General features: G+C 68.8%; 20 protein-coding genes, 2 tRNA genes and 3 rRNA genes. 20 read left to right on the top strand and 5 right to left on the bottom strand.

Going from position 1 to position 24,639, the window contains the following annotated elements:
* Nucleotides 1-23: 23 nt before the first annotated feature.
* The 6 genes from ACN27B_RS03050 (at nt 24) to ACN27B_RS03025 (ending at nt 3,952) form a co-directional block, all read left to right on the top strand.
* Nucleotides 24-716, top strand: coding sequence for an MOSC domain-containing protein (locus ACN27B_RS03050; protein ID WP_422743406.1), 693 nt, complete (start codon nt 24-26; stop codon nt 714-716).
* Nucleotides 713-1,138: a nucleoside deaminase gene (locus ACN27B_RS03045; RefSeq protein WP_099163988.1), complete on the top strand. Its 426-nt coding sequence runs from the start codon at nt 713-715 to the stop codon at nt 1,136-1,138. Before ACN27B_RS03050 ends, ACN27B_RS03045 begins: the two co-directional genes overlap by 4 nt.
* A 103-nt stretch (nt 1,139-1,241) precedes the next feature.
* Nucleotides 1,242-1,571, top strand: a complete 330-nt coding sequence (locus ACN27B_RS03040; RefSeq protein ID WP_396821958.1) for a hypothetical protein — start codon at nt 1,242-1,244, stop codon at nt 1,569-1,571.
* Between the two features lie 129 nt (nt 1,572-1,700).
* Entirely contained in the window at nt 1,701-2,429 is a 729-nt protein-coding gene (locus ACN27B_RS03035) for an LPXTG cell wall anchor domain-containing protein (RefSeq protein ID WP_396821959.1), read from the top strand.
* Nucleotides 2,430-2,584: 155 nt separating this feature from the next.
* Nucleotides 2,585-3,052, top strand: coding sequence for a hypothetical protein (locus tag ACN27B_RS03030; protein WP_422743403.1), 468 nt, complete (start codon nt 2,585-2,587; stop codon nt 3,050-3,052).
* 672 nt (nt 3,053-3,724) lie between these two features.
* The gene (locus tag ACN27B_RS03025; RefSeq protein WP_422743401.1) at nt 3,725-3,952 is read left to right on the top strand and encodes a tyrosine-type recombinase/integrase; all 228 of its coding nucleotides are present in this window, start codon (nt 3,725-3,727) and stop codon (nt 3,950-3,952) included.
* Between the two features lie 92 nt (nt 3,953-4,044).
* On the opposite strand, the gene ACN27B_RS03020 is transcribed toward ACN27B_RS03025, so the two are convergent.
* Nucleotides 4,045-4,118: transfer RNA gene (locus tag ACN27B_RS03020), tRNA-Gly, on the bottom strand.
* A gap of 254 nt (nt 4,119-4,372) precedes the next feature.
* Between ACN27B_RS03020 and ACN27B_RS03015 the strand changes: the two genes are divergently transcribed.
* The 5 genes from ACN27B_RS03015 to clpX all read left to right on the top strand — a co-directional run bounded on the left by ACN27B_RS03015 (nt 4,373) and on the right by clpX (nt 8,955).
* A tRNA-Pro gene (locus ACN27B_RS03015) sits at nt 4,373-4,446 on the top strand.
* Nucleotides 4,447-4,594: 148 nt separating this feature from the next.
* Nucleotides 4,595-5,941, top strand: a complete 1,347-nt coding sequence (tig, locus tag ACN27B_RS03010; protein ID WP_157779179.1) for a trigger factor — start codon at nt 4,595-4,597, stop codon at nt 5,939-5,941.
* Nucleotides 5,942-6,115: 174 nt separating this feature from the next.
* A complete protein-coding gene (locus tag ACN27B_RS03005) occupies nt 6,116-6,757 on the top strand; it encodes an ATP-dependent Clp protease proteolytic subunit (RefSeq protein WP_091571833.1) in 642 nt (213 codons plus the stop codon).
* 14 nt (nt 6,758-6,771) lie between these two features.
* Nucleotides 6,772-7,434: an ATP-dependent Clp protease proteolytic subunit gene (locus tag ACN27B_RS03000; protein ID WP_013288034.1), complete on the top strand. Its 663-nt coding sequence runs from the start codon at nt 6,772-6,774 to the stop codon at nt 7,432-7,434.
* A 228-nt stretch (nt 7,435-7,662) separates the two neighbouring features.
* Entirely contained in the window at nt 7,663-8,955 is a 1,293-nt protein-coding gene (clpX, locus tag ACN27B_RS02995; RefSeq protein ID WP_089158259.1) for an ATP-dependent Clp protease ATP-binding subunit ClpX, read from the top strand.
* A 23-nt stretch (nt 8,956-8,978) separates the two neighbouring features.
* Here the strand turns inward: clpX and ACN27B_RS02990 are convergent, their stop codons facing one another.
* Complete coding sequence (locus ACN27B_RS02990; RefSeq protein WP_422743397.1) at nt 8,979-9,602, bottom strand: helix-turn-helix domain-containing protein; 624 nt, start codon at nt 9,600-9,602, stop codon at nt 8,979-8,981.
* Nucleotides 9,603-9,643: 41 nt separating this feature from the next.
* Between ACN27B_RS02990 and ACN27B_RS02985 the strand changes: the two genes are divergently transcribed.
* Both ACN27B_RS02985 and ACN27B_RS02980 read left to right on the top strand, forming a co-directional pair.
* The gene (locus tag ACN27B_RS02985) at nt 9,644-10,477 is read left to right on the top strand and encodes an EamA family transporter (RefSeq protein ID WP_422743395.1); all 834 of its coding nucleotides are present in this window, start codon (nt 9,644-9,646) and stop codon (nt 10,475-10,477) included.
* A gap of 40 nt (nt 10,478-10,517) precedes the next feature.
* Nucleotides 10,518-11,315 carry a carbon-nitrogen hydrolase family protein gene (locus ACN27B_RS02980; protein ID WP_357629820.1) on the top strand — a complete coding sequence of 266 codons (798 nt, stop codon included), beginning with the start codon at nt 10,518-10,520 and terminating at the stop codon, nt 11,313-11,315.
* Between the two features lie 4 nt (nt 11,316-11,319).
* Here the strand turns inward: ACN27B_RS02980 and ACN27B_RS02975 are convergent, their stop codons facing one another.
* Nucleotides 11,320-11,541 (bottom strand): hypothetical protein, encoded by a 222-nt coding sequence (locus ACN27B_RS02975; RefSeq protein WP_099164944.1) that lies wholly within the window; start codon nt 11,539-11,541, stop codon nt 11,320-11,322.
* Nucleotides 11,542-12,180: 639 nt separating this feature from the next.
* Between ACN27B_RS02975 and ACN27B_RS02970 the strand changes: the two genes are divergently transcribed.
* The 3 genes from ACN27B_RS02970 (at nt 12,181) to rrf (ending at nt 17,375) form a co-directional block, all read left to right on the top strand.
* Nucleotides 12,181-13,695 (top strand): 16S ribosomal RNA (locus ACN27B_RS02970).
* A 379-nt stretch (nt 13,696-14,074) separates the two neighbouring features.
* A 23S ribosomal RNA gene (locus ACN27B_RS02965) occupies nt 14,075-17,183 on the top strand.
* A gap of 75 nt (nt 17,184-17,258) precedes the next feature.
* A 5S ribosomal RNA gene (rrf, locus tag ACN27B_RS02960) occupies nt 17,259-17,375 on the top strand.
* Together the 16S, 23S and 5S rRNA genes form the textbook arrangement of a ribosomal RNA operon.
* Before the next feature lie 135 nt (nt 17,376-17,510).
* Here rrf and ACN27B_RS02955 read toward each other — a convergent pair.
* On the bottom strand, nt 17,511-18,188 hold the full coding sequence (locus tag ACN27B_RS02955; protein ID WP_099163994.1) for a hypothetical protein: 678 nt from the start codon (nt 18,186-18,188) through the stop codon (nt 17,511-17,513).
* 69 nt (nt 18,189-18,257) lie between these two features.
* Between ACN27B_RS02955 and ACN27B_RS02950 the strand changes: the two genes are divergently transcribed.
* From ACN27B_RS02950 to ACN27B_RS02940, 3 genes are read left to right on the top strand one after another with little or no spacing between them, the layout of a single operon-like run.
* A complete protein-coding gene (locus ACN27B_RS02950) occupies nt 18,258-20,876 on the top strand; it encodes a valine--tRNA ligase (protein ID WP_355525355.1) in 2,619 nt (872 codons plus the stop codon).
* The gene (locus tag ACN27B_RS02945) at nt 20,873-22,216 is read left to right on the top strand and encodes a bifunctional folylpolyglutamate synthase/dihydrofolate synthase (RefSeq protein ID WP_099163996.1); all 1,344 of its coding nucleotides are present in this window, start codon (nt 20,873-20,875) and stop codon (nt 22,214-22,216) included. Before ACN27B_RS02950 ends, ACN27B_RS02945 begins: the two co-directional genes overlap by 4 nt.
* Nucleotides 22,213-22,686 (top strand): DUF4233 domain-containing protein, encoded by a 474-nt coding sequence (locus ACN27B_RS02940; protein WP_422743391.1) that lies wholly within the window; start codon nt 22,213-22,215, stop codon nt 22,684-22,686. The genes ACN27B_RS02945 and ACN27B_RS02940 overlap by 4 nt, the downstream gene beginning before the upstream one ends.
* Nucleotides 22,687-22,734: 48 nt before the next feature.
* Here ACN27B_RS02940 and ACN27B_RS02935 read toward each other — a convergent pair whose 3' ends face one another.
* Nucleotides 22,735-24,042, bottom strand: coding sequence for a VOC family protein (locus ACN27B_RS02935; RefSeq protein WP_422743389.1), 1,308 nt, complete (start codon nt 24,040-24,042; stop codon nt 22,735-22,737).
* A 145-nt stretch (nt 24,043-24,187) separates the two neighbouring features.
* Between ACN27B_RS02935 and ndk the strand changes: the two genes are divergently transcribed.
* Nucleotides 24,188-24,613 carry a nucleoside-diphosphate kinase gene (ndk, locus tag ACN27B_RS02930; protein ID WP_091571867.1) on the top strand — a complete coding sequence of 142 codons (426 nt, stop codon included), beginning with the start codon at nt 24,188-24,190 and terminating at the stop codon, nt 24,611-24,613.
* The last annotated feature ends 26 nt before the right edge of the window (nt 24,614-24,639 follow it).

Below are 24,639 nucleotides of genomic sequence, written 5' to 3'. Positions count from 1 at the left end.
CGTCAGCGCCTACCGTCGCCGCCATGAAGGTGCTCTCGGTCAACGTCGGCCGGCCGCGACCCAACCCGTGGAAGGGAATCGAGGCCACCGGCATCGACAAGCGGCCCGTCGACGGTCCCGTCCTGGTCACCGCGCCCGGCCCCAAGGGCACCGGCCAGGTCGGGCTGGCGGGCGACCGGGTCTACGACGTGGCCCACCACGGCGGCCCCGACCAGGCGGTCTACGCGTACGCCCGGGAGGCCCTGGACCGCTGGGAGGCCGAGCTGGGCCGGGCGTTGCGCAACGGCGCCTTCGGGGAGAACCTGACCACCTCCGGCGTCGACGTCGACGACGCGCTGATCGGGGAACGGTGGCGGGTCGGCGCGGACCTGGTGCTGGAGGTGTCCTGCCCGCGCATCCCGTGCGGCACGTTCCAGGGGTGGCTGGGCGAGCACGGGTGGATCAAACGGTTCACGCGGGCGGCGCGGCCCGGGGCGTACCTGCGGGTGATCGAGCCGGGCTCGGTCCAGGCCGGGGATCCGCTCGAGGTCGTGCACCGGCCCGACCACGACGTGACCGTGGCGTTGACCTTCCGCGCGGGCACACTGGAGCCGGAGCTGCTGCCCCGGCTGCTCGTGGCCGACGCGCTGGCCGAGGACACCAGGGAATGGATCCGACGCCGACTCGGCATGCCCGTGGCCGGGGCGGCCCACGACCGACCCGGGGAGGGCCGATGACACCCGACGACGAAGCGTTCCTGCGCCACGCCGTGGACCTCGCCGACCGGGCCGGAGCGTCCGGCGAGCGGCCGTTCGGCTCGCTGCTGGTGGGTCCGGACGGCTCGGTCCTGATCGAGGACCACAACACCGTGGTGTCCGACTCGGACATCACCGCCCACCCCGAACTCAAGCTGGCCCGCTGGGCCGCCCGGGAACTGGCCCCCGACGTGGCCGCCGGCACCACCATGTACACCAGTTGCCAGCCCTGCCCGATGTGCGCGACCGCGATCGGCGTGTCCGGCCTCGGCCGGGTGGTGTACGCGCTGTCCAGCGAGCAGTTCGCCGCGGTGAAGCCGGCCACCCCGGCGCCGCCCCCGGTGCGCTACGAGGGGCCGGCACTGTTCGACGAGGCGCGCCGGCCGATCGAGGACCACTACTAGGTCCGTCCGCGCTCGTCACGAGGCAAGCCTCCGTGGCGGTGGTCCCGTTCACCAGTGCCGAATCCCGTTCGCCCTGGGCCGGCACACCGGGCAGGATGCCGGCATGGCCGGCCAGGAACTGCCGCTTGCCGACGCGCTGGCGCTCGGCGAGCTGGCCTACCTTCGCCGGCGCTCGCTGCGCAACCCGCGCTACCGGGACGCCGCCTACGTGCGGCTCTACGTGACACCCCGCTACCTGCGCTGGAGCCGGCCCTCGGCCCTCGACGCGCACCTGGAGCAGGTCCGGCACCACCTGGCAGCCGTGGAGCGGCTGACCCGACGCCAGGACCCGGGCGCCGACGCCGCCTGGCAGGCCGCGCTCGCCGCGGTGGACGCGCTGCTGGCCGAGGGCGGGCGCCTGGCCGGCCACCGGATCCGCCCCCGGCGCATCTGATCCGCTCGCGTCGGTCGGCCGGACCGGCGTGCCCGCCGTCCGGGCGGGTGGGTGCCGACGTCCCTCGCCTCCCGCCCATCGACGGTAGTATCCCTCTGCTTTTTGTCGTCACGGGGAGGAAAAGTCCATATGCGATGGAAGTTGTCGGTCGGCGTCGTCATGGCGCTGGCCTTTCTGATTCCGGCGTCGCCGGCGACGGCGCGAGCCGCGACGCCGGGGCTGGACGCGGCCTGCCAGACGGTGGAGCGCAAGGTGTTCAAGGACCTGCGCGAGTTCGTCACCATCGACCTGGACACCGCCACCAACACCCAGGTACGCCTGTTGGCGAACCAGCTCCTGGCCGAAGCGAACGCGGAGTCGCTGCCCGTGCTGCCGCGCGCCATCCAGGAGCGACTGGACGGCACCGCGGACGACCTGCGCGCCTTCCTCAAGACGGACATGCAGAAGGCGTGGGCGACAGATCTGCGGATCTCGGTGGCCCGGACGTTGGTGGATGCCGGTGCCAACGTGAAGGCGGCCGCCCAGAAGGTGCTCGACGCCCCCGGCATCGACGTCTACCTGGCCTACCTGAACGAGGGCGTGTACGACGCGCGGGCGCTCGACTGCGCGTCCCAGCCCACCGCGACGCCGACCGCCACGCCCACGTCGACGCCGAGCGCCACGCCGAGCGCCACGTCGACCGTCGCGCCGACGGCGGTTCCCTCCGACAGCCCCGCTGCTCCCGGCGGCGAGGGCGGTGGGCTGCCCGTGACCGGTGCGAACACCGCGGCCGTGGCCGGGGTCGGCGGTGCGCTCCTGCTCCTCGGGGCCGTCGGCTACCTGATCGGGCGTCGGCGCCGCTCCCGCTTCGTCGCCTAGCTCGCGCGGCGCGCCCGGCCCGACGGGAGCGTCGGGCCGGGCGCGCGGCTACTCGACCCACCACCGGCCGTTGCCGAGACGCCGCACCGGCTGATCGGGATCACCGGGCGCGGTGGCGATCGGCATGTCGGGTCCAGGCGGCTACTGTGAGCACAGTGGACGGCCAGTTCGCTACGGCGATCATCTCGCTCAGCGGGGTCGTGCTCGGCGGCGGCTTCTCCTGGCTCGTGCAGTCCAGCACGCAACGCATGAGCGCCCGCACCGAGCAGCGCAGGCAGGACGTCGCCCGGGCCGACGCCCGACGGGCCGAACGGCTCACCTGTCTGGAACGGTTCGTCGCCGTGGCTGCCGATGCGGAGCGCCTCGCCTTCGAACGCCCCGCCGACTGGGCTCCCGGTGATTCCTGGCCCCGTGCTGCCCAGGAGGCGATGAAACAGCTCTGGGTCGCCGGCAGCATGCTCCAGGTGCTCTTCCCGCCCGACGTGCACAGCTCCGCGCGCGTCTACTTCCAGCGGATCAATCGGGCGGTCTGGGACGGCGTGCCCGATCTGGAGGCCCTCTACCCCGCGCTCGACGACCTGCGCGATGCGTTCCTCGCCGCAGCCCGCTCGGCCCTCGACTGACGGTCTCGCTCCCCGGGCACCTGATCTCCCGGCGCGTCGGTCCGCAGCTCGGGCACCTCGCCCTGGCTGCGACCGAGCCGGAACCCTTCCGGGCAGGGCCGCCGTCGGCGGTGAGCGGCACGCACGATCGGCCAGGGGGAGTGGTGGACGGGCTCAGGTGCCGCGATCACGCGGGCCACCTGGCCCTTCGTAGGTGGAGCGGGCGACGGGAATCGAACCCGCTTAGTCAGTTTGGAAGAGCGCGATCAACCGGCCGTGATGCCCGAAACGCCTGCGGCCGGCGGCAGGGCCGGAAGCCACTCGTGCCCTCTCATGACCGCTGCGCGCCACGGTTACTGGCCCGTGGATGGCCCGGCAGGGTTCCTCACGATCGCTCTGTCAGTGGGGGTCGCGCTCGCAGCCCACCCACAGAGCGAGGATTGCCAAACGGCCTGACGTCACGAGAGCGCGCTCGCCAGCGGACAGCTTCCAGCTATCCCGCGGTTCGCGGTCACGCTGGTACCGAGACACCCTGACCCGACACTGACCGCTCGCCTGGCTCGCCCCCTCACCCTCCAGGAGCCAATCCCAGGGCAAAAAGGAGCCACGGTCGGGTCGAAGGGTGAGCGCGGGGCCTGAGAAGATCTGAGCCGGCTCCATGTCACTCGGGCCGACATAGATGGGCTCGCCTCGGTGGGCCTTCCTGGCTTCCACTTCCATGACCTGCGGCACACCGGGAACACCCTCGCCGCAGCCTCTGGCGCGAGCACTCGCGAGCTGATGCAGCGAATGGGGCACGCAAGCATGCGAGCGGCGTTGATCTATCAGCACGCAACCAGCGAGCGGGACCGCGAGATCGCCTCGGCCATGGACCGGCGGATCGTCCGGCACACCCGAGGCAAGGGCGGCCAGAACAGCTAATGGCCCACGGATGGCCCGCAAGATCGGAGCGGGGGAGTGGCCGACCGGCCCAGGATCGGGGGATGCAGCCTCTGACCTGGGCCGGAGGGTGTTGGAGCGGGCGACGGGAATCGAACCCGCGTAGTCAGTTTGGAAGACTGAAGCTCTACCATTGAGCTACGCCCGCGTGCACCCCACAGCAGCGGGGCGCGCCCGACAGCCTACCGAATCCCCGATCCGGACGCGCGGCGGTATACCGCGTCGTCGTCGACCTCCATGATCGACGCCACCTCGGCGAGGTGGCGGGGTTCGGGGCAGGACGATTCCGCCACCTCGGTGAGGTGGCGGGGCACGGCCACCGGCCGGCAGGCCCCGCCGGGCGACGCGGCGCGCCCCGGTCACCCGCTCGGGGGGTCGGACGGCATACACTCTTCGTCGCCACGGGGTGTGGCGCAGCTTGGTAGCGCACTCGCTTTGGGAGCGAGGGGCCGTGGGTTCAAATCCCGCCACCCCGACTGTCGTACGCGACCGGATCGTCCCGGGAACCGCCGGTTTTTCCGCGCGGCACCCGGGCGCTGCCCGTGCCGCAGCCCGGCTCGCCTACACTCGATGCGCGCAATCACGCCCCAGACTCAACACCCAGATCCGTCAAGGAGTACGCCTGTGAAGAGCACCGTCGAGACTCTGAGCCCGACGCGCGTGCGGCTCGCCATCGAGGTGCCGTTCGTCGAGCTCGAGCCGAGCCTCAAGAAGGCGTACCGGGAGATCGGCCAGCAGGTCCAGGTTCCCGGCTTCCGCCGGGGCAAGGTTCCCAGCGCGGTGATCGACCAGCGGGTGGGCCGGGGAACCGTCCTCAACGAGGCGATCCAGGAGGCCATCCCGCAGAACATCCTCGCCGCGGTCCGCGAGCACGACCTCAAGACGCTCGGCCGCCCCGAGGTGGACATCACCGAGTTCAACGACGGTGACTCGCTCAACTTCACCGCCGAGGTCGACGTCCGTCCGGAGATCACGCTGCCGGACCCGGCCACCATCGAGGTGACCGTCGACGAGATCGAGATCGCCGACAGCGAGATCGACGACCAGGTCAACAGCCTGCGCGAGCGCTTCGCCACGCTGAAGACCGTCGAGCGGGCCGCCCAGGAGGGCGACTTCGTGCAGATCGACCTGAACGCCACGGTCGACGGCGAGGAGGTGCCGGGCGGCTCGGCGAGCAACATCTCGCACGAGGTGGGCAGCAAGCAGCTGCTGCCGGGTCTGGACGAGGCGCTGGTCGGCCTGGCCGCCGGCGAGAGCACCACCTTCACCACCCAGCTCGTCGGCGGCGACTACGCCGGCCGCGACGCCGACGTGGCGGTGACCGTCCGCACGGTGAAGGAGAAGGAGCTCCCCGAGCTCGACGACGACTTCGCGCAGATGGCCAGCGAGTTCGACACCATCGAGGAGCTGCGCGGCGACCTGCGGGAGCGGGTCACCCGGGGCAAGCAGGTCGAGCAGATCTACGCCGCCCGCGACAAGGCCCTCGAGCAGATGGTCGCCGCCGCCGAGGTGCCGGCGCCGGAGGGTGTCGTCAAGGAAGAGGTCGAGAGCCGCAAGGCCGCGATGGTCGACCAGCTCGAGCGCATCGGCGCCTCCCTGGAGGAATACCTCGCCGCCGAGGAGAAGACCGAGGAGCAGATCGACGCCGAGCTGACCGAGGCGGCGACCGACGGCGTCAAGATCCAGCTCCTGCTGGACACCCTGGCCGACGCCGAGGACGTGCAGGTCTCCGACGACGAGTTCGGGCACGAGATCGTGCACCGCGCCCAGCGTGCCGGCATGGCTCCCCAGCAGTACTACGACCAGCTGGTCCGCTCCGGCGCCGCCGCGGCCGTCTTCGGTGACGTCCGCCGGGGCAAGGCGCTCGCCGCGGTGATGGAGAAGATCACGATCAAGGACGCGGCGGGCAACGAGGTCTCCCTCGACGCGCTGCGGGCCCAGAACGAGGCCGAGCACGACCACCAGCACTGATCGTCAGGGCGTCGGCCGTCGTCCCGCGTTGCGCGCCGGGCGGCGGCCGAAACCCTTTCCGGGGTACGCCGAGCGGGTGACTGCGCTGAGAGCGAACAGTGCCCCGACCGGGAGTACGCCTCCCGGCAGAGCGGTTAGTGTCGGGTAGGACGGTACGGAGAGCGAAGGGCTGCCATGACCGACATGCACATCCCCAAGAAGTCGCTCCGGGCGATCGAGGCCCGCGGTGGCGACTCCATTGGCAACCTCGACGACTCGGTCTACAACCGGTTGCTCAAGGAACGGATCATCTTCCTGGGCAGCGAGGTGAACGACCAGGTGGCCAACCGCATCTGCGCGCAGCTGCTGCTGCTCGCGGCGGAGGACCCGGACCGCGACATCTTCCTCTGGATCAACTCGCCGGGTGGCTCGGTCTACTCCGGCATGGCGATCTACGACACGATGCAGTACATCGACAACGACGTGTCGACGGTGGCCATGGGCATGGCCGCCTCGATGGGCCAGCTCCTGCTCTGCGCGGGCACCAAGGGCAAGCGCTACGCCCTGCCGCACGCGCGGATCATGATGCACCAGCCCTCCGGCGGCCTCGGCGGCACCGCGTCGGACATCGCGATCCAGGCCGAGCAGATGCTCTACACCAAGCGGATGTTCCAGGAGCGGGTCGCGCACCACACCGGCCAGTCCCAGGAGCAGATCGAGGCCGACTCGGACCGCGACCGTTGGTTCACCGCCCAGGAGGCCATGGACTACGGCTTCATCGACAAGGTGATCATCGGAGCCGCCCAGGTTCCGGATGGCGCCGGGACCCTGAGCTGAGCGAGGAGCTGACGATGACCGACCTGAGCCTGCCGCCCCAGTTCGCGGCCGTGCACAACCGCTACGTGCTGCCGTCGTTCGTCGAGCGCACGTCGTACGGGATGAAGGAGTCCAACCCGTACAACAAGCTCTTCGAGGACCGGATCATCTTCCTCGGCGTCCAGGTGGACGACGCGTCGGCCAACGACGTGATGGCCCAGCTGCTGACGCTGGAGGGCACCGACCCGGACCGCGACATCATCATGTACATCAACTCGCCCGGCGGTTCCTTCACCGCCATGACGGCGATCTACGACACCATGCAGTACGTCCGCCCCGACATCCAGACCGTCTGCCTCGGGCAGGCGGCCAGCGCGGCGGCGGTGCTGCTCTCCGCGGGCACCCCGGGCAAGCGGATGGCGCTGCCGAACTCCCGGATCATCATCCACCAGCCGGCCACCGAGGGCGGCTACGGGCAGGGCTCGGACATCGAGATCCAGGCGCGGGAGATCCTGCGGATGCGGACGCAGCTGGAGGACATGCTGTCCCGGCACTGCAACCGCCCGATCGAGCAGGTTCGCAAGGACATCGACCGTGACAAGATCATGACGGCCGAGGAGTCCAAGGAGTACGGGCTGGTCGACACGATCCTGACCAGCCGCAAGAAGGGTCTGCTGGCGTCCCACGCCGCGGGCTGAGCGACGCGGGGTCGGAGGTCGGTCGGGGCATCGTTCCCGGCCGACCTCTGACACACCCGTTTTGGGGGTCGGAGAAAACCCGGCCACCGGGTAACGTCGGGTCTGTACCGCTCCGCGGGTCGGATCGGGTGGAGCCGACAGCATGGTGGAACGACAGGACGGACGAGCGCCTCGGGCGCTCGCAGGTCAGGGCCGGCGCTCCGGCCGATGAGTGCAGGGAGAACGTAGGTGGCACGGATCGGTGACGGCGGCGACCTACTGAAGTGCTCCTTCTGTGGCAAGTCCCAGAAGCAGGTCAAGAAACTCATCGCGGGCCCCGGCGTCTACATCTGCGACGAGTGCATCGATCTCTGTAACGAGATCATCGAGGAGGAGCTGGCCGAGTCCGGCGAGGTGAAGTGGGAAGAGCTTCCCAAGCCGATGGAGATCTGCCAGTTCCTCGACAACTACGTCGTCGGCCAGGAGCAGGCCAAGAAGGCGCTCGCCGTCGCGGTCTACAACCACTACAAGCGGATCCAGGCGGAGGCCGCCGGCGCGCCCGGCTCGGGCAGCGACGGCGTCGAACTGGCCAAGTCCAACATCATGCTGCTCGGCCCGACCGGCTGCGGTAAGACCCACCTGGCGCAGACGCTGGCCCGGATGCTCAACGTCCCGTTCGCGATCGCCGACGCCACCGCGCTCACCGAGGCGGGCTACGTCGGCGAGGACGTGGAGAACATCCTCCTCAAGCTGATCCAGGCCGCCGACTACGACATCAAGCGCGCCGAGACCGGCATCATCTACATCGACGAGGTCGACAAGATCGCCCGCAAGTCGGAGAACCCGTCGATCACGCGCGACGTCTCCGGCGAGGGCGTGCAGCAGGCGCTGCTCAAGATGCTGGAGGGCACGGTCGCCAACGTGCCGCCCCAGGGCGGCCGGAAGCACCCGCACCAGGAGTTCATCCAGATCGACACCACGAACGTGCTGTTCATCTGCGGTGGCGCGTTCGCCGGCCTCGACCAGATCATCGAGGCCCGCACCGGCTCCGGCGGCACCGGCTTCGGCGCCCGACTCCGGTCGGTGTCGGAGCGGTCCACCGACGACATCTTCAGCCAGGTCATGCCGGAAGACATGTTGAAGTTCGGGCTGATCCCCGAGTTCATCGGCCGGCTCCCGGTGATCACCAACGTGCGCAGCCTCGACCGGGGCGCCCTGGTGAAGATCCTCACCGAGCCGCGCAATGCCCTGGTCCGGCAATACCAGCGCCTGTTCGAGCTGGACGGCGTCGAGCTGGAGTTCGAGCAGCCGGCGCTGGAGGCCATCGCCGACCAGGCCATGCTCCGCGGCACCGGCGCCCGCGGCCTGCGGGCGATCATGGAAGAGGTGCTCCTCTCCGTGATGTACGAGGTGCCGAGCAACCCCGACGCCGCCCGAGTGCTGATCACCCGCGAGGTCGTCCTGGAGAACGTCAACCCGACGATCGTGCCCCGCGAGTTCACCGGCCGGCGCCGGCGGGACCGCGAGGAGAAGTCGGCCTGACCGCCGTCGCGACCGCGCCCGGGTCAGCTCGGGCGCGGTCCGCGTGACCGGGTCCGCCGGTCCCACTCGCCCGACGGGGTGACCACCACCATCACGAGGCGTACCGGTTCGTCGCCGGCGGCGCGGTAGCCGTGCTCCCGGTCGGCGTGGAACTCCACCGTCTGGCCGGCGCGTACCTCGTGGTCGGCGCCGTCGACGGTGACCGTGACGGCGCCGTCCAGCACGTACAGGACCTCGCGGGTGCCGTGCGCGTGGTCGGCGGAACGCAACTCCTCACCGGGCCGCATCCGCCAGTCCCAGAGTTCCACCAGGTCGGGTTCGCCGATGCCGCTGAGCAGCTGCGCGGTGCCGCCGTGCGCGCCGCGCCACAGCACCGGCGCCTCGTCCGCCGTGGTGACCCGTACCGCCTTCTCCTCCGCCGGCTCCAGCAACCGGGCGATGTTGACGCCGAACGCGTCGGCCACCCGGCAGAGGGTGCCGATGCTCGGGTTGGTCCGGGCGCCCTCGATCTGCACGAGCATGCCCTTGCTGACGCCGGACCGGCCGGCCAGCTCGTCGAAGGACCAACCCCGGGCGGCCCGCAGTTCGCGTACCTGTCGGGCGACCGCGGAGGTCACCGCGCTCACGCGTCCGCCGGTATCGGTCATCACACTGTCCTTCGCGGTCAATATTATGGTACGACTGTCGGGTGCTTCCCATTGTGCTCGCCGCGGCGTCCGCGATCGCGTTCGGCACGGCCGACTTCTCCGGGGGCAAGGCGTCCCGGCACGCCCACCCGATCGCCGTGACCGTCGTCTCGCAGCTGCTCAGCCTGCCGCTGCTGCTCGTCCTCGTGCTCGTCGTGCCCGGCAGACCGCTGCCGCTCGACCTGGCCTGGGGCCTGCTCGCAGGGGTGGCCGGCGCCGCCGGCGTCATGCTGCTCTACCGCGCGTTGGCCACCGGCGTCATGGCGGTCGTGGCACCGGTCACCGCGATCACCGCCGCGGTCGTGCCGATCGTCGCGGGCCTGCTCCTGGCCCACTCCCCGGGCACCCTGGCGCTGGGCGGTGCCGGGCTCGCCGTGGTGGCCATCGCGCTCGTCAGCCTGGGGGAGCGGGGTGGCGCCGGCCGCCTCTCCGGCCGGGTGATCGGGACCGCCCTCGCCGCCGGTCTGCTCTTCGGCATCTTCTTCGCCCTGCTCGGCCAGGCCGACGAGAGCGCCGGCATGTGGCCGGTGCTGGCGGTACGCGTCAGCTCGATCGCCTTCGGCCTCGCGCTCGTCGCCCGCACCGGCGCCCGCCTGGGACTCGGCCGGCGGGTGCTCGGCTGGGCGGCCGCCGCCGGCCTGCTCGACTCCGCGGCGAACGCGCTCTTCCTCGCCGCCGCCGGTCGGGGGCACCTCAGCGTGGTGGCCGCGATCGCCTCGCTCTACCCCGCGAGCACGGTCCTGCTGGCGCTCGCCGTGGACCGGGAACGGCTGCGGCCGGTGCAGCTGGCCGGGCTCGGATTCGCCGCCGCCGCGCTCGTGCTGGCCAGCGTCTGAGCCCTGTCGCCCATCCGCCTGCCCCCGTACCCTCGGGGTCATGCGCGTCGCCGTCTGCCAGCTCAACGCCCGCGACGACCGGGCGGCGAACCTCGCCGCCGCCGAGGCCCTGCTGGTCCGGGCCGCGGCGGCCGGCGCCGACCTCGCCGTCCTGCCGGAGTACGTGGACTACCTCGGCCACGCCGACCGGATGCCACCGGCCGAGCCGGTGGACGGCACGGTGGGGCGGTTCTTCGCCGAGGCTGCCCGACGGCTCGGCATGTGGGTGATCGCCGGCTCGTTCCACGAGGCCGGGCCGGATCCGGAACACACCTGGAACACCTCGCTGGTCTTCGACCGCGAGGGCGCGCTCGCCGCCGCCTACCGCAAGATTCACCTGTACGACGTGGAGATCCCCGGTCGGGTGTCCTACCAGGAGTCGGCCACGGTCGCGCCGGGGGAGAAGCCGGTCGTCGTCGACGTCGAGGGACTCCGGGTCGGTCTGTCCGTCTGCTACGACCTCCGGTTCCCCGAGCTCTACCGGCTGCTCGCCGCCGACGGCCGGGCCGAGCTGCTGGTCGTGCCGGCGGCGTTCATGGCGCACACCGGGCGGGACCACTGGGAGGTGCTGCTCCGGGCCCGGGCGATCGAGAACCAGTGCTTCGTGGCGGCGGCCGGCCAGACCGGTGACCACGACCCCGGGCGGACGTGTTTCGGGCGCAGCATGGTGGTGGACCCGTGGGGGACGGTGCTGAGCCAGGTTCCGGACGGCCCCGGGCTGGCGGTCACCGAGCTGGACCTGGACCGGCTGCGGACGATCCGCGCCGAGCTGCCGAGCCTCGCGAACCGCCGGCTCTGAACGGTCAGCTCCCCAGGAGCACGCCCACCACCGTGAAGCCGGCGATCGCCGCCGCGCAGATCAGGAGGGCGGTGGTCATCCGCGACGGCCCCCGCCGGATCAGGCGGCCCACCGACAGCAGCAGCACGGCGAGGACGAAGGCGCCGATCACCAACTGCCAGAACGGCAGCAGGAGCCCGAGCAGAGCCTCTTCGGCGAGCACCGGGTGCCGGGTCAGGTCAGCCATGCCGACCACTCTGGCACGGCAGGTCCCTACGCGGATCCCTCCGCCGGGTCGGAATCCGGCGACCGCGCGCGGGGTAGTCACGATCATTGATTTGCCTTCCCGGGGCGGTCCGCGTAACTTTCTCTCTGCACGCGGGAGGCCGGGGCAAACCGGCCGAGAGCGGGCGCCAGGCTGGTGGCGGGAACGCCGAGCCAGACTGAGGATTCGGGCGGTGCTCGACACTCCGGGAACACGGGGTTGCGAATGCGAAGCCGACCGGGTAGAGTTCGAAAGCCGGCAGGGAGCCGGGCGGGTGGCTGCGAGAGCGGCGCCGGCCGGTCCGCCGGAAACCACGGGAGAAACGAGCACCGGAAACGGTGAGCGTCAGCGTGGGTCGGGTCGAACCAAGTTGATCACCTCGAACCTGAGGTTGACAGCGAAAGTCGAACCGGGTAAGTTAGAGAGGTTGCCCCAAGCGGGGTTCCACGGGTGTGGGGCTTCTGGTTGGTGTGTGGTTGTTCTTTGAGAACTCAACAGGGTGCTTGTAAAGCCAGTGCCAATTGTTTTATACCCCGGACTGGTCGGACCGTTTGGTTTGGCTGGTTGGGATTCCTTTGGCAACACTTTTGTTGCCAGGACATTGTGTCCGACAAATGATTTTTGTTGGAGAGTTTGATCCTGGCTCAGGACGAACGCTGGCGGCGTGCTTAACACATGCAAGTCGAGCGGAAAGGCCCTTCGGGGTACTCGAGCGGCGAACGGGTGAGTAACACGTGAGCAACCTGCCCTAGGCTTTGGGATAACCCCGGGAAACCGGGGCTAATACCGAATATGACCTCCGATCGCATGGTTGGTGGTGGAAAGTTTTTCGGCCTGGGATGGGCTCGCGGCCTATCAGCTTGTTGGTGGGGTGATGGCCTACCAAGGCGACGACGGGTAGCCGGCCTGAGAGGGCGACCGGCCACACTGGGACTGAGACACGGCCCAGACTCCTACGGGAGGCAGCAGTGGGGAATATTGCACAATGGGCGGAAGCCTGATGCAGCGACGCCGCGTGAGGGATGACGGCCTTCGGGTTGTAAACCTCTTTCAGCAGGGACGAAGCGTAAGTGACGGTACCTGCAGAAGAAGCGCCGGCCAACTACGTGCCAGCAGCCGCGGTAAGACGTAGGGCGCGAGCGTTGTCCGGATTTATTGGGCGTAAAGAGCTCGTAGGCGGCTTGTCGCGTCGACCGTGAAAACCTGGGGCTCAACCCCAGGCCTGCGGTCGATACGGGCAGGCTAGAGTTCGGTAGGGGAGACTGGAATTCCTGGTGTAGCGGTGAAATGCGCAGATATCAGGAGGAACACCGGTGGCGAAGGCGGGTCTCTGGGCCGATACTGACGCTGAGGAGCGAAAGCGTGGGGAGCGAACAGGATTAGATACCCTGGTAGTCCACGCTGTAAACGTTGGGCGCTAGGTGTGGGGGGCCTCTCCGGTTCCCTGTGCCGCAGCTAACGCATTAAGCGCCCCGCCTGGGGAGTACGGCCGCAAGGCTAAAACTCAAAGGAATTGACGGGGGCCCGCACAAGCGGCGGAGCATGCGGATTAATTCGATGCAACGCGAAGAACCTTACCTGGGTTTGACATGGCCGCAAAACTGTCAGAGATGGCAGGTCCTTCGGGGGCGGTCACAGGTGGTGCATGGCTGTCGTCAGCTCGTGTCGTGAGATGTTGGGTTAAGTCCCGCAACGAGCGCAACCCTCGTTCGATGTTGCCAGCGCGTTATGGCGGGGACTCATCGAAGACTGCCGGGGTCAACTCGGAGGAAGGTGGGGATGACGTCAAGTCATCATGCCCCTTATGTCCAGGGCTTCACGCATGCTACAATGGCCGGTACAATGGGCTGCGATACCGTGAGGTGGAGCGAATCCCAAAAAGCCGGTCTCAGTTCGGATCGGGGTCTGCAACTCGACCCCGTGAAGTCGGAGTCGCTAGTAATCGCAGATCAGCAACGCTGCGGTGAATACGTTCCCGGGCCTTGTACACACCGCCCGTCACGTCACGAAAGTCGGCAACACCCGAAGCCGGTGGCCCAACCCTTGTGGAGGGAGCCGTCGAAGGTGGGGCTGGCGATTGGGACGAAGTCGTAACAAGGTAGCCGTACCGGAAGGTGCGGCTGGATCACCTCCTTTCTAAGGAGCACCATCCACTGAAAGGTGGCATGGAGCCCGCGCTGCCCGAATGTGGTGGCGGGGTGCTCAGATGGCGGAGACACTGGCAAGTCGGGTGCCGGCAACGGCTGCGGATCTTCTAGTACAGCTGCCCCTTTTGGGGGGTGGTGGGAACGAGTTCGTGGTGCGGCTGGTGACTGATGTAAGCACCCTGTTGGGTCCTGAAGGAACAACCCGTGGTGGTTGTCTTTCAGAGCCTTGATGATGAGCGGAAGCTTGTCGAGGCGCCAGGCATGGCCTGGTCTTGCATACCGCCGGCGGTGGTCGGGTTTGGTGTGGGGCTGTGGGTTGTGGGTTGGTTGTTTGTTGAGAATTGCACAGTGGACGCGAGCATCTTTGTGGTCAAGTTGTCAAGGGCGAACGGTGGATGCCTTGGCACCAGGAGCCGATGAAGGACGTGGGAGGCCGCGATAGGCCTGGGGGAGCTGTCAACCAAGCTGTGATCCCAGGGTGTCCGAATGGGGAAACCCGGCATCAGTCATGTGATGTCACCCGCACCTGAACACATAGGGTGTGTGGGGGGAACGCGGGGAAGTGAAACATCTCAGTACCCGTAGGAAGAGAAAACAAATAGTGATTCCGTGAGTAGTGGCGAGCGAAAGCGGATTGAGGCTAAACCGGCTGCGTGTGATACCTGTCAGGGGTTGCGTGGTTGGGGTTGTGGGACCCTGCTGAGTGTGCTGACACGCACTCGAGGAGTTACAAAGCTGGTGGCTAGTCGAACAGTCTGGAATGGCTGACCGTAGACGGTGATAGTCCGGTAGGTGAAAGTTGCCAGTCTTCTGTGGGTGTTCCCGAGTAGCGGCGGACTCCTGAAATCTGCCGTGAATCTGCCAGGACCACCTGGTAAGCCTAAATACTTCCTGGTGACCGATAGCGGACGAGTACCGTGAGGGAATGGTGAAAAGTACCCCGGGAGGGGAGTGAAATAGTACCTGAAACCGTTCGCCTACAATCCGTCGGAGCCTTGCGGGGTGACGGCGTGCCTTTTGAAGAATGAGCCTGCGAGTTAGTGGCATGTGGCGAGGTTAACCCGTGTGGGGGAGCCGTAGCGAAAGCGAGTCTGAATAGGGCGTATTCAGTCGCATGCTCTAGACCCGAAGCGGAGTGATCTAGCCATGGGCAGGCTGAAGCGCGGGTAAGACCGCGTGGAGGGCCGAACCCACCAACGTTGAAAAGTTGGGGGATGACCTGTGGTTAGGGGTGAAAGGCCAATCAAACTCCGTGATAGCTGGTTCTCCCCGAAATGCATTTAGGTGCAGCGTCGCGTGTTTCTTGCCGGAGGTAGAGCACTGGATGGTCTAGGGGGCCCACAAGCTTACCGAAATCAGCCAAACTCCGAATGCCGGTAAGTGAGAGCGCGGCAGTGAGACTGCGGGGGATAAGCTTCGTAGTCGAGAGGGAAACAGCCCAGATCACCAGCTAAGGCCCCTAAGCGTGTGCTAAGTGGAAAAGGATGTGGGGTCGCATAGACAACCAGGAGGTTGGCTTAGAAGCAGCCACCCTTTAAAGAGTGCGTAATAGCTCACTGGTCAAGTGGTTCCGCGCCGACAATGTAGCGGGGCTCAAGCACACCGCCGAAGCTGTGGCATTCACATTTCAACCTCGCTTGGACTTGATTCCTTGTGCAGGTGTGTGGATGGGTAGGGGAGCGTCGTGCCGGGGGTGAAGCAGCGGGGTGACCCAGCTGTGGACGCGGCACGAGTGAGAATGCAGGCATGAGTAGCGAAAGAAGGGTGAGAAACCCTTCCGCCGGATGACCAAGGGTTCCAGGGCCAGGCTAATCCGCCCTGGGTGAGTCGGGACCTAAGGCGAGGCCGAGAGGCGTAGTCGATGGACAACGGGTTGATATTCCCGTACCCGCGAAAGAGCGACCCTGATGAACCTCGTTGTGCTAACCACCCGAGCTGCTGGAGGTCTTCGGACTGATGGTGGTGAGCGTGGGAACCTGGCGGGTAGTAGTCAAGCGATGGGGTGACGCAGGAAGGTAGCTGATCCCGGCCGGTGGTTGTGCCGGGGTAAGCGTGTAGGCCGTACCGTAGGCAAATCCGCGGTGCATGTAGGCTGAGACGTGATGCCGAGCCGATTCAGGTGAAGTCAGTGATCCTATGCTGCCGAGAAAAGCCTCTAGCGAGTTCTGAGCGGCCCGTACCCCAAACCGACACAGGTGGTCAGGTAGAGAATACCGAGGCGATCGGGCGAACTGTGGTTAAGGAACTCGGCAAATTGCCCCCGTAACTTAGGGAGAAGGGGGGCCGGAGACGTGAAGCCCCGCGCGGGTGGAGCGTTGTATGGCCGCAGAGAGCAGGGGGAAGCGACTGTTTACTAAAAACACAGGTCCATGCGAAGAAGTAATTCGATGTATATGGACTGACGCCTGCCCGGTGCTGGAACGTTAAGGGGACCTGTTAGCTCTTCGGGGCGAAGCGGAGAACTTAAGCGCCAGTAAACGGCGGTGGTAACTATAACCATCCTAAGGTAGCGAAATTCCTTGTCGGGTAAGTTCCGACCTGCACGAATGGCGTAACGACTTCCCCACTGTCTCAACCACAGGCCCGGCGAAATTGCATTACGAGTAAAGATGCTCGTTACGCGCGGCAGGACGGAAAGACCCCGGGACCTTTACTATAGCTTGACATTGGTATCTGAATTAGCTTGTGTAGGATAGGTGGGAGCCGGTGAAGTCCATACGCCAGTATGGGTGGAGGCAATCTTGAAATACCACTCTGGTTGATTTGGGTATCTAACTTCGGACCGTTATCCGGTTCAGGGACAGTGTCTGGTGGGTAGTTTAACTGGGGCGGTTGCCTCCTAAAGGGTAACGGAGGCGCCCAAAGGTTCCCTCAGCCTGGTTGGCAATCAGGTGTTGAGTGCAAGTGCACAAGGGAGCTTGACTGTGAGACTGACAGGTCGAGCAGGGACGAAAGTCGGGACTAGTGATCCGGCACTGGCATGTGGAAGCGGTGTCGCTCAACGGATAAAAGGTACCCCGGGGATAACAGGCTGATCTTCCCCAAGAGTCCATATCGACGGGATGGTTTGGCACCTCGATGTCGGCTCGTCGCATCCTGGGGCTGTAGCAGGTCCCAAGGGTTGGGCTGTTCGCCCATTAAAGCGGTACGCGAGCTGGGTTTAGAACGTCGTGAGACAGTTCGGTCCCTATCCGCCGTGCGCGTAGGATACTTGAGAAGGGCTGTCCCTAGTACGAGAGGACCGGGACGGACGAACCTCTGGTGTGCCAGTTGTCCCGCCAGGGGCACGGCTGGTTAGCTACGTTCGGAAGGGATAACCGCTGAAAGCATCTAAGCGGGAAGCTCGCTTCAAGATGAGGTATCCCACCCACTTTGTGGGGTAAGGCCCCCAGCTAGACGACTGGGTTGATAGGCCGGAAATGTAAGCCCGGTAACGGGTTCAGTTGACCGGTACTAATAGGCCGAGGACTTGACTACCAAGCTGCTACGCGTCCACTGTGCAACTCTGAACAAACACCACCCGACGTGGGTTGGTTGACATGTTCATAGAGTTACGGCGGTCATGGCGGAGGGGAAACGCCCGGTCACATTCCGAACCCGGAAGCTAAGCCCTCCAGCGCCGATGGTACTGCACTCGGGAGGGTGTGGGAGAGTAGGACACCGCCGGACAATCTTCAGCTCAGGGCCACCCCGCACGGGGTGGCCCTGACGCATTTCTGGGCACCGATACCGCGACCTCCGAAGTGGGGAGACGGGCCGGCGAGAGGTCGGGCTGCCGGAGAGCTGGCCCGACCCCTTCTCGGGTCAGCGGGTCTGGATGCCCTCGCGGAGCCGGCGGAACAGCGTCGCGGAGTCGTCCACCGCGCGGCCGGGGAACATCCCCATCACCACGCTGCCGTGGTCGGCCCAGCCGCACACCGCGAAGTCGCCGCCGTCGCCGCTGGTCGTACCGCACTTCATCACGCCGCCCAGCCGGCCCGCGTCCACCTCACGCAGCCCGGCGACCTTGCCGGTCTCGTCGGCCATCAGCCCGAAGAGCGTGTCCAGGTCCCGCTCGGGTTGCCAGAGCAGGGTGGTGCCGCCGAAGAGCAGCACGGACCGCTTGGCGTCGCCCGGATCGGTGTAGACCACGCCGAAGCTGCGGTCCAGCTCGATGTCGGCGGCGAACCCGTCGCGCAGGTAGTCGGCGGTGCTGCGGGCCCGGTCGCTGTCGTCGCGGGTGAGCCCGGCCACGTCCGCGGGCTGGGTCAGCCGGGTGTCCTTCTCCTGGACCACTCGCCAGCCGCCCAGCCCGAGGGCGCCGGCGCCGGCGAGGCCGGCCGCCAGCAGGGCGGCCAGCACGATCTTCCGGCGCCGTGACACGGGCCGCCGTTCGGGCTCCAGCGCGGGGTCGCGGCGGCTCAGTTGGATCGGCTCCTCGGTCAGTTCGACCGGACCGTGACCCCCGTCGACCGGACGCTCGGTGAGATGCGCGTCGGACATGCCCGCCACCGTACGCGAATCACCGGTGGCGCACGTCAGGTCTCCGAAAGCGCTCCGTAGACTTTCAGGGTGACCGAGAGACTGGATGCCCACCGCCCCGACGCCCCGACCCTTGCCGGCCAGTACCAGCCCGGCGAGGTAGAGCAGCGACGGTACGAGCAGTGGGTGGCCGGCGGGCACTTCCGGGCGTCGGCGAGCAGCGACAAGCCGCCGTTCGCGATCGTCATCCCGCCGCCGAACGTCACCGGCTCGCTGCACATGGGCCACGCGTTCGAGCACACGCTGATGGACGCGCTCACCCGGCGCAAGAAGATGCAGGGATACGAGGCCCTGTGGCTGCCCGGCATGGACCACGCCGGCATCGCCACCCAGAACCTGGTCGAGCGGCAGCTCGCCGGTGAGGGGCTGTCCCGGCACGACCTGGGGCGGGAGAAGTTCGTCGAGCGGGTCTGGCAGTGGAAGGCCGAGTCCGGTGGCGCGATCCTGGGCCAGATGCGCCGGCTCGGCGACGCGGTCGACTGGGACCGTGAGCGCTTCACCATGGACGAGGGCCTCTCCCGGGCCGTGCAGACCATGTTCAAGAAGCTCTTCGACGACGGCCTGATCTACCGGGCCAACCGGATCATCAACTGGTGCCCGCGCTGCCTCACCGCGCTCTCCGACATCGAGGTCGAGCACACCGACGACGAGGGCGAGCTGATCTCGATCCGCTACGGCGACGAGGTCGTGGTGGCCACCACCCGGGCCGAGACGATGCTCGGCGACACCGCGGTCGCGGTGCACCCGGACGACGAGCGCTACCGGCACCTGATCGGCACCGAGGTGGCCCTGCCGCTCACCGACCGGCGCATCCCGATCGTCGCCGACGAGCACGTCGACCCCGCGTTCGGCACCGGCATGGTCAAGGTGACCCCGGCGCACGACCCGAACGACTTCGAGATCGGCCAGCGGCACGACCTGCCCTCGCTGACGATCATGGACGAGCGCGGCGTGATCACCGCGCCCGGGCCGTTCGAGGGCCTGGACCGGTACGAGGCCCGGCCCGCGATCGTGGCGGCGCTGCGTGAGCAGGGCCGGATCGTGGCCGAGAAGCGGCCGTACCTGCACGCGGTGGGGCACTGCTCGCGGTGCAAGACGACGGTCGAGCCGCGGCTGTCGCTGCAGTGGTTCGTCAACACCGGGCCGCTGGCCAAGGCCGCCGGCGACGCGGTGCGCGACGGCCGGGTGAAGATCGAGCCGGCCGAGCTGGCCAAGCGCTACTTCGCCTGGGTCGACAACATGCACGACTGGTGCATCTCCCGCCAGCTGTGGTGGGGCCACCGCATCCCGGTCTGGTACGGCCCGGCCGGCGAGATCGTCTGCGTCGGCCCGGACGAGACGCCGCCGACCGGCGAGGGCTGGCGGCAGGACGAGGACGTGCTGGACACCTGGTTCTCCAGCGGTCTCTGGCCGTTCTCCACCCTCGGCTGGCCGGAGCACACTCCGGACCTGGCGAAGTTCTATCCGACCAGCGTGCTGGTCACCGGCTACGACATCCTGTTCTTCTGGGTCGCCCGGATGATGATGTTCGGCCTGTACGCGATGGACGGCGTGCAGCCGTTCGACGTGGTGGCGCTGCACGGCATGGTGCGCGACGAGCACGGCAAGAAGATGTCGAAGTCGTTCGGCAACGTGGTCGACCCGCTGGACTGGATCGACCGGTTCGGCGCCGACGCCACCCGGTTCACGCTGGCCCGCGGCGCCAACCCCGGCCAGGACGTGCCGGTCAGCGAGGAGTGGTGCCAGGGCTCCCGCAACTTCTGCAACAAGCTCTGGAACGCCACCCGGTTCGCGTTGCTCAACGGCGCGCACACCGACGGGCCGCTGCCGGCCGCCGCTGACCTCTCCACCGTCGACCGGTGGATCCTGTCCCGGCTGGCGCACGTCACCGCCGAGGTCGACGAGCAGTTCGAGGCGTACGAGTTCGCGAAGGTCTGCGACCTGCTCTACCACTTCGCCTGGGACGACGTCTGCGACTGGTACGTGGAGCTGAGCAAGCCGGTGCTGGCCGAGGGCGGCCCGGCGGCGGACGCCACCCGCCGGGTGCTCGGGCACGTGCTGGACCAGCTCCTGCGGCTGCTGCACCCGGTGATCCCGTTCGTCACCGACGAGCTGTGGGTCGCGCTCAACGGCGGCGAGACGGTGTTGACGTCGGCCTGGCCGGTCGCCGACCGTACCCTGGTCGACGACGCCGCGGAGGGCGAGGTCGGCACCCTCCAGCGGGTGGTGACCGAGGTCCGGCGGTTCCGGTCGGACCAGGGCCTGCGGCCGACGCAGCGGGTCGCGGCGCGGCTCGACGGCCTGGCCGGCGCGGGCATCGCGGCGCACGAGCCGCTGGTCCGCTCGCTGGCCCGGCTCGACGCGCCCGGTGACGACTTCCAGGCCAGCGCCACGCTGGCGATGCCCGGTGCGGTGAGCGTCGCGCTGGACACCCGTGGCTCGATCGACGTGGCCGCCGAGCGTGCCCGGCTGGCCAAGGACCGGGCGGCGGCCGAGAAGGAGGCCACCCAGGCGAGGGCGAAGCTGGACAATCCGGCCTTCGTCGGCAAGGCGCCCGAGCCGGTGGTGGCCAAGATCCGTGAGCGACTGGCGGTGGCCGAGGCGGACCTGGTCCGGATCGACGCCGCCCTGGAGGCGCTGCCCTCATGAGCGACCGCGCCGACCGCTCCGCGTTCGCCGAGGTGGAGGCCGCGCTCAACGCGCGCGGCTTCACCCGGATGCACTTCGAGCTGGAGAAGATCGAGAGCCTGCTCGACCTGCTCGGCAGCCCGCAGCGGGCCTACCCGTCGATCCACCTGACCGGCACCAACGGCAAGACCTCGACGGCCCGCATGATCGACTCGCTGCTGCGGGCGTTCGGGTTGCACACCGGCCGCTACACCAGCCCGCACCTGGAGACCGTCCGGGAACGGATCAGCCTGGACGGCGAGCCGGTGAGCGAGGAGCGGTTCGTGGCCACGTACCGCGAGATCGCGCCCCTGGCCGAGTTGGTCGACCAGCGGTCCGCCGAGCCGCTGACCTACTTCGACATGACCACCGCGCTGGCGTTCGCCACGTTCGCCGACGCCCCGGTCGACGTCGCGGTGGTGGAGGTCGGGCTCGGCGGCGCGGAGGACGCGACCAACGTGATCCAGGCCGGCGTCGCCGTGATCACCCCGATCGGGCTGGACCACACCGAGTGGCTCGGCGACACGATCGAGGACATCGCGCTGCACAAGGCGGGCATCATCCACCCCGGCGCCACCGTGATCGCGGCGGCGCAGGAGGAGGAGGCGGCCCGGCCGATCCTGGAACGCTGCGCCGAGGTCAACGCCACCGTCGCCCGCGAGGGCGCCGAGTTCGGGGTGCTGCGCCGGGCGGTCGCCGTCGGCGGCCAGGTGTTGACCATCCAGGGCCTGGGCGGGGTGTACGAGGAGATCTTCATCCCGCTGCACGGGGCGCACCAGGCGCAGAACGCCGCCGTGGCGCTGGCCGCGGTGGAGGCGTTCCTCGGCGCCGGGGCGCGGCGGCAGCTGGACATCGAGGCGGTCCGCGAGGGCTTCGCCGCAACCAGCTCGCCGGGCCGCCTGGAGCGGGTCCGCACCGCGCCGACGGTGCTGCTCGACGGTGCCCACAACCCGCACGGGATGGCCGCGACGGTCGCCGCGGTGCAGGAGGAGTTCGCGTTCAGCAAGCTCGTCGGCGTGCTGGCGGTGCTCGGCGACAAGGACGCCGCGAGCCTGCTCGAACTGCTCGAACCGGTGCTCGACTCGGTCGTGGTGGCGGAGAACAGCTCGCCCCGGGCCATGCCGGTCGACGAGCTGGCCGAGCTGGCCCGGGAGGTCTTCGGGCCGGACCGGGTCCAGGTGGCCCGGGAGATGCCCGACGCCATCGAGGCGGCCGTGGCGGAGGCCGAGTCCGACGTGCCGGGCGAACTGTCCGGGGTGGGCGTGCTGGTCACCGGATCGGTGGTGACCGTGGCCGACGCCCGCCGGCTGCTCAAGCGATGACGGACCCGCAGCGGCACCCGGACGCCGAGCCGCGGCCGTCCGGCCCGGACGCGCGGCGGTCGTCCCGGCCGGACGCCGGGGCGCAGCCGGGCGGTCCGGAGCAGCCCGGCGGGCCGACCCCGGAGGGCGGGCGCCGCTCCGGTCTGCGCAACCCGGACAAGGCGGTACGCGGGCTGGGGGCCGGCACGCTCTCGCTGGAGGCGTTGGTGCTGCTGCTCGCCATCCAGCCGATCCGGGTGGTCGGCGGTGACCTGGGCGGCGCGGCGATCGGCGTCATCGTCGCGCTGGCGGTGGCCTGCGTGGTGCTGGCCGGCATGATGCGCCGCCCCTGGGCGTGGCACGCCGGAACCGTGCTCCAGGGACTGCTGCTGCTCTCCGGGCTGCTGCACTGGTCGCTGTTCGCGCTCGGTGTGATCTTCGCGCTGGTGTGGGCGTACGCGCTGCACGTCCGGCGGGTCATCCTCGGCTGAGCGCCGTTCGCGGTCCGCTTCCCGTTAAGAGGGGGCCCTTCCTATCGCTCAGGCGTTAAGAAGGGGCCCTTCCTTGGGTTCGGCGAGGGTGCGCCACTGGGTGAGCGCCACGCCGTGACCGTCCGGGTCGCGGAAGGCCGCCGCCCACACCTCCAGCTTGGTGCCCCGGTTGACCACGCGTGGGGCGTAGGTGAACCGCACCCCGGACTCGCGCAGCCGCTCGTACGCCGCCTGGATGTCGTCGACCTCCAGGTTGACGTGCACCAGCCGGCGGCTGATCGGGGCGGCGCCGGTCACCCGGCGCAGCACCAGCCGGGTCGGCCCGGAGGAGAGCACGGCGTTGCCCTCGCCCCGGTCCAGCTCGTCGAAGCCCAGCTCGCGATAGAAGTCGAGGGACCGGTCCAGGTCGGTGACGAGCAGCGTGATGCCGACGCCGCTGATCGGGCTGGCCAGCTCGTCCGGCTCCGGGTGGGCGGACGGACCGAAGATGGCCTCGTCCAGCTCCTCGGCCGTGGGCGGGGCGTCGGCCCGCGCGGTCGCGTCCGACGGCTCGTCCGGCGCGTCCAGCGGAACGTCGATCGGGTCGACCGGCACGGTGCCGACCGGCACGGTGTCGCGCTCCTCGGCCGGTGCGCGGGGCACCGGGGCGCGGCGGGGGAGCGGGTTGGCGGCGGCCGGCTCGACCAGCTGCCCCTCCAGCACGACCGGGCCGCCGGGACGCTGGTGCACCACCACCGGCTCGCGGTCCTCCGGGCGGGGCGGGACGTCGTCCAGGAACGGGTCCGGCGCGGGCGGGTAGTCGTCGCGGAACTCGTCCTCCGGGGCGCGCCCGGCCCACGGCGGCGCCTCCTGCGCGATGAGCGGCTCGTCGAGCGGATCCGGGCCGGCGTACTCGGGCGGGAGGTCGGCGACCGCGGCGGCCGTCTCGGCGTGGGTCGGCACCTCGTCCCAGAGCACCCGCACGTGCCGCTGGTCGTCGAGGGCCACCCGGACCGGCAGCGCCTGGCCCAGCGAGGGCCACTTGGCGACCGGCACCCGAGGCTCGATGATCTTCTTGGAGCGGGGCGGCAGCCCGGGGGCGTCGATCACCAGTTGCAGCTCGCAGCGCCCGAACGCGTACTGGGTGGGTGGTTCGGAGGCGCTGTGCACGTGCCCCAGGCCGACCACCCAGGTGCGGCCACCGCCGCGCACCGTGGCCAGGGCGATCGCCAGCACCAGCAGCGCGACGCCGAGGGCCACGATCGCCCAGCTGGTCATGCCGAGGCCGAACACGGTCACGAAGGTGGCCACGGTGCCGAGCACCGCGCCGATCAGTTTGCGTACCGGCGCGATCGTGCGGTTCCCGCCATTCGCCACAGTGGACCTCCCAGGGGTTCCAGGGCCAGGCTAGGCCGCCGCGGCGGGCCAGGGAAGACGCAGCCGCCGCGCCGGCGCCGGGACCGGGTCGCTACGCTGACCGTACCCAGCCCGACCCCGTTTGAGTGCGCAGGAGGAAACCAGCGTGTCCAGCAGCAGCCCGGACGAGCGGACGCTCGTACTGATCAAGCCCGACGCGGTGCGCCGTGGTCTGGTGGGCGAGATCCTGTCCCGTTTCGAGCGCAAGGGCCTGCGGATCGACGCGATGGTGAGCCGGACCATGGACGGCGACTTCGCCGACCAGCACTACGCCGAGCACGTCGACAAGCCGTTCTACCCGCCGCTGAAGACGTTCATGACCGGTGGCCCGCTGGTGGCGCTGGTGCTCTCCGGCGACCAGGTGATCGACGTGGTGCGCGGGATGATCGGCAGCACCGACGGCCGCAAGGCCGCCGCCGGCACCATCCGCGGTGACCTGTCGCTGTCGAACCGGGAGAACCTGGTGCACGCCTCCGACTCGACCGACAGCGCCAAGCGCGAGATCGCCCTCTGGTTCCCCGAGCTGGGCTGACCGGAACCGCCGACGGCCCCGGCCCG

Source organism: Micromonospora sp. WMMD754 (assembly GCF_049315235.1).
GTDB classification, from domain to species: Bacteria; Actinomycetota; Actinomycetes; order Mycobacteriales; family Micromonosporaceae; genus Micromonospora; species Micromonospora sediminicola.
This window is presented reverse-complemented; position numbering and strand designations above follow the sequence as displayed.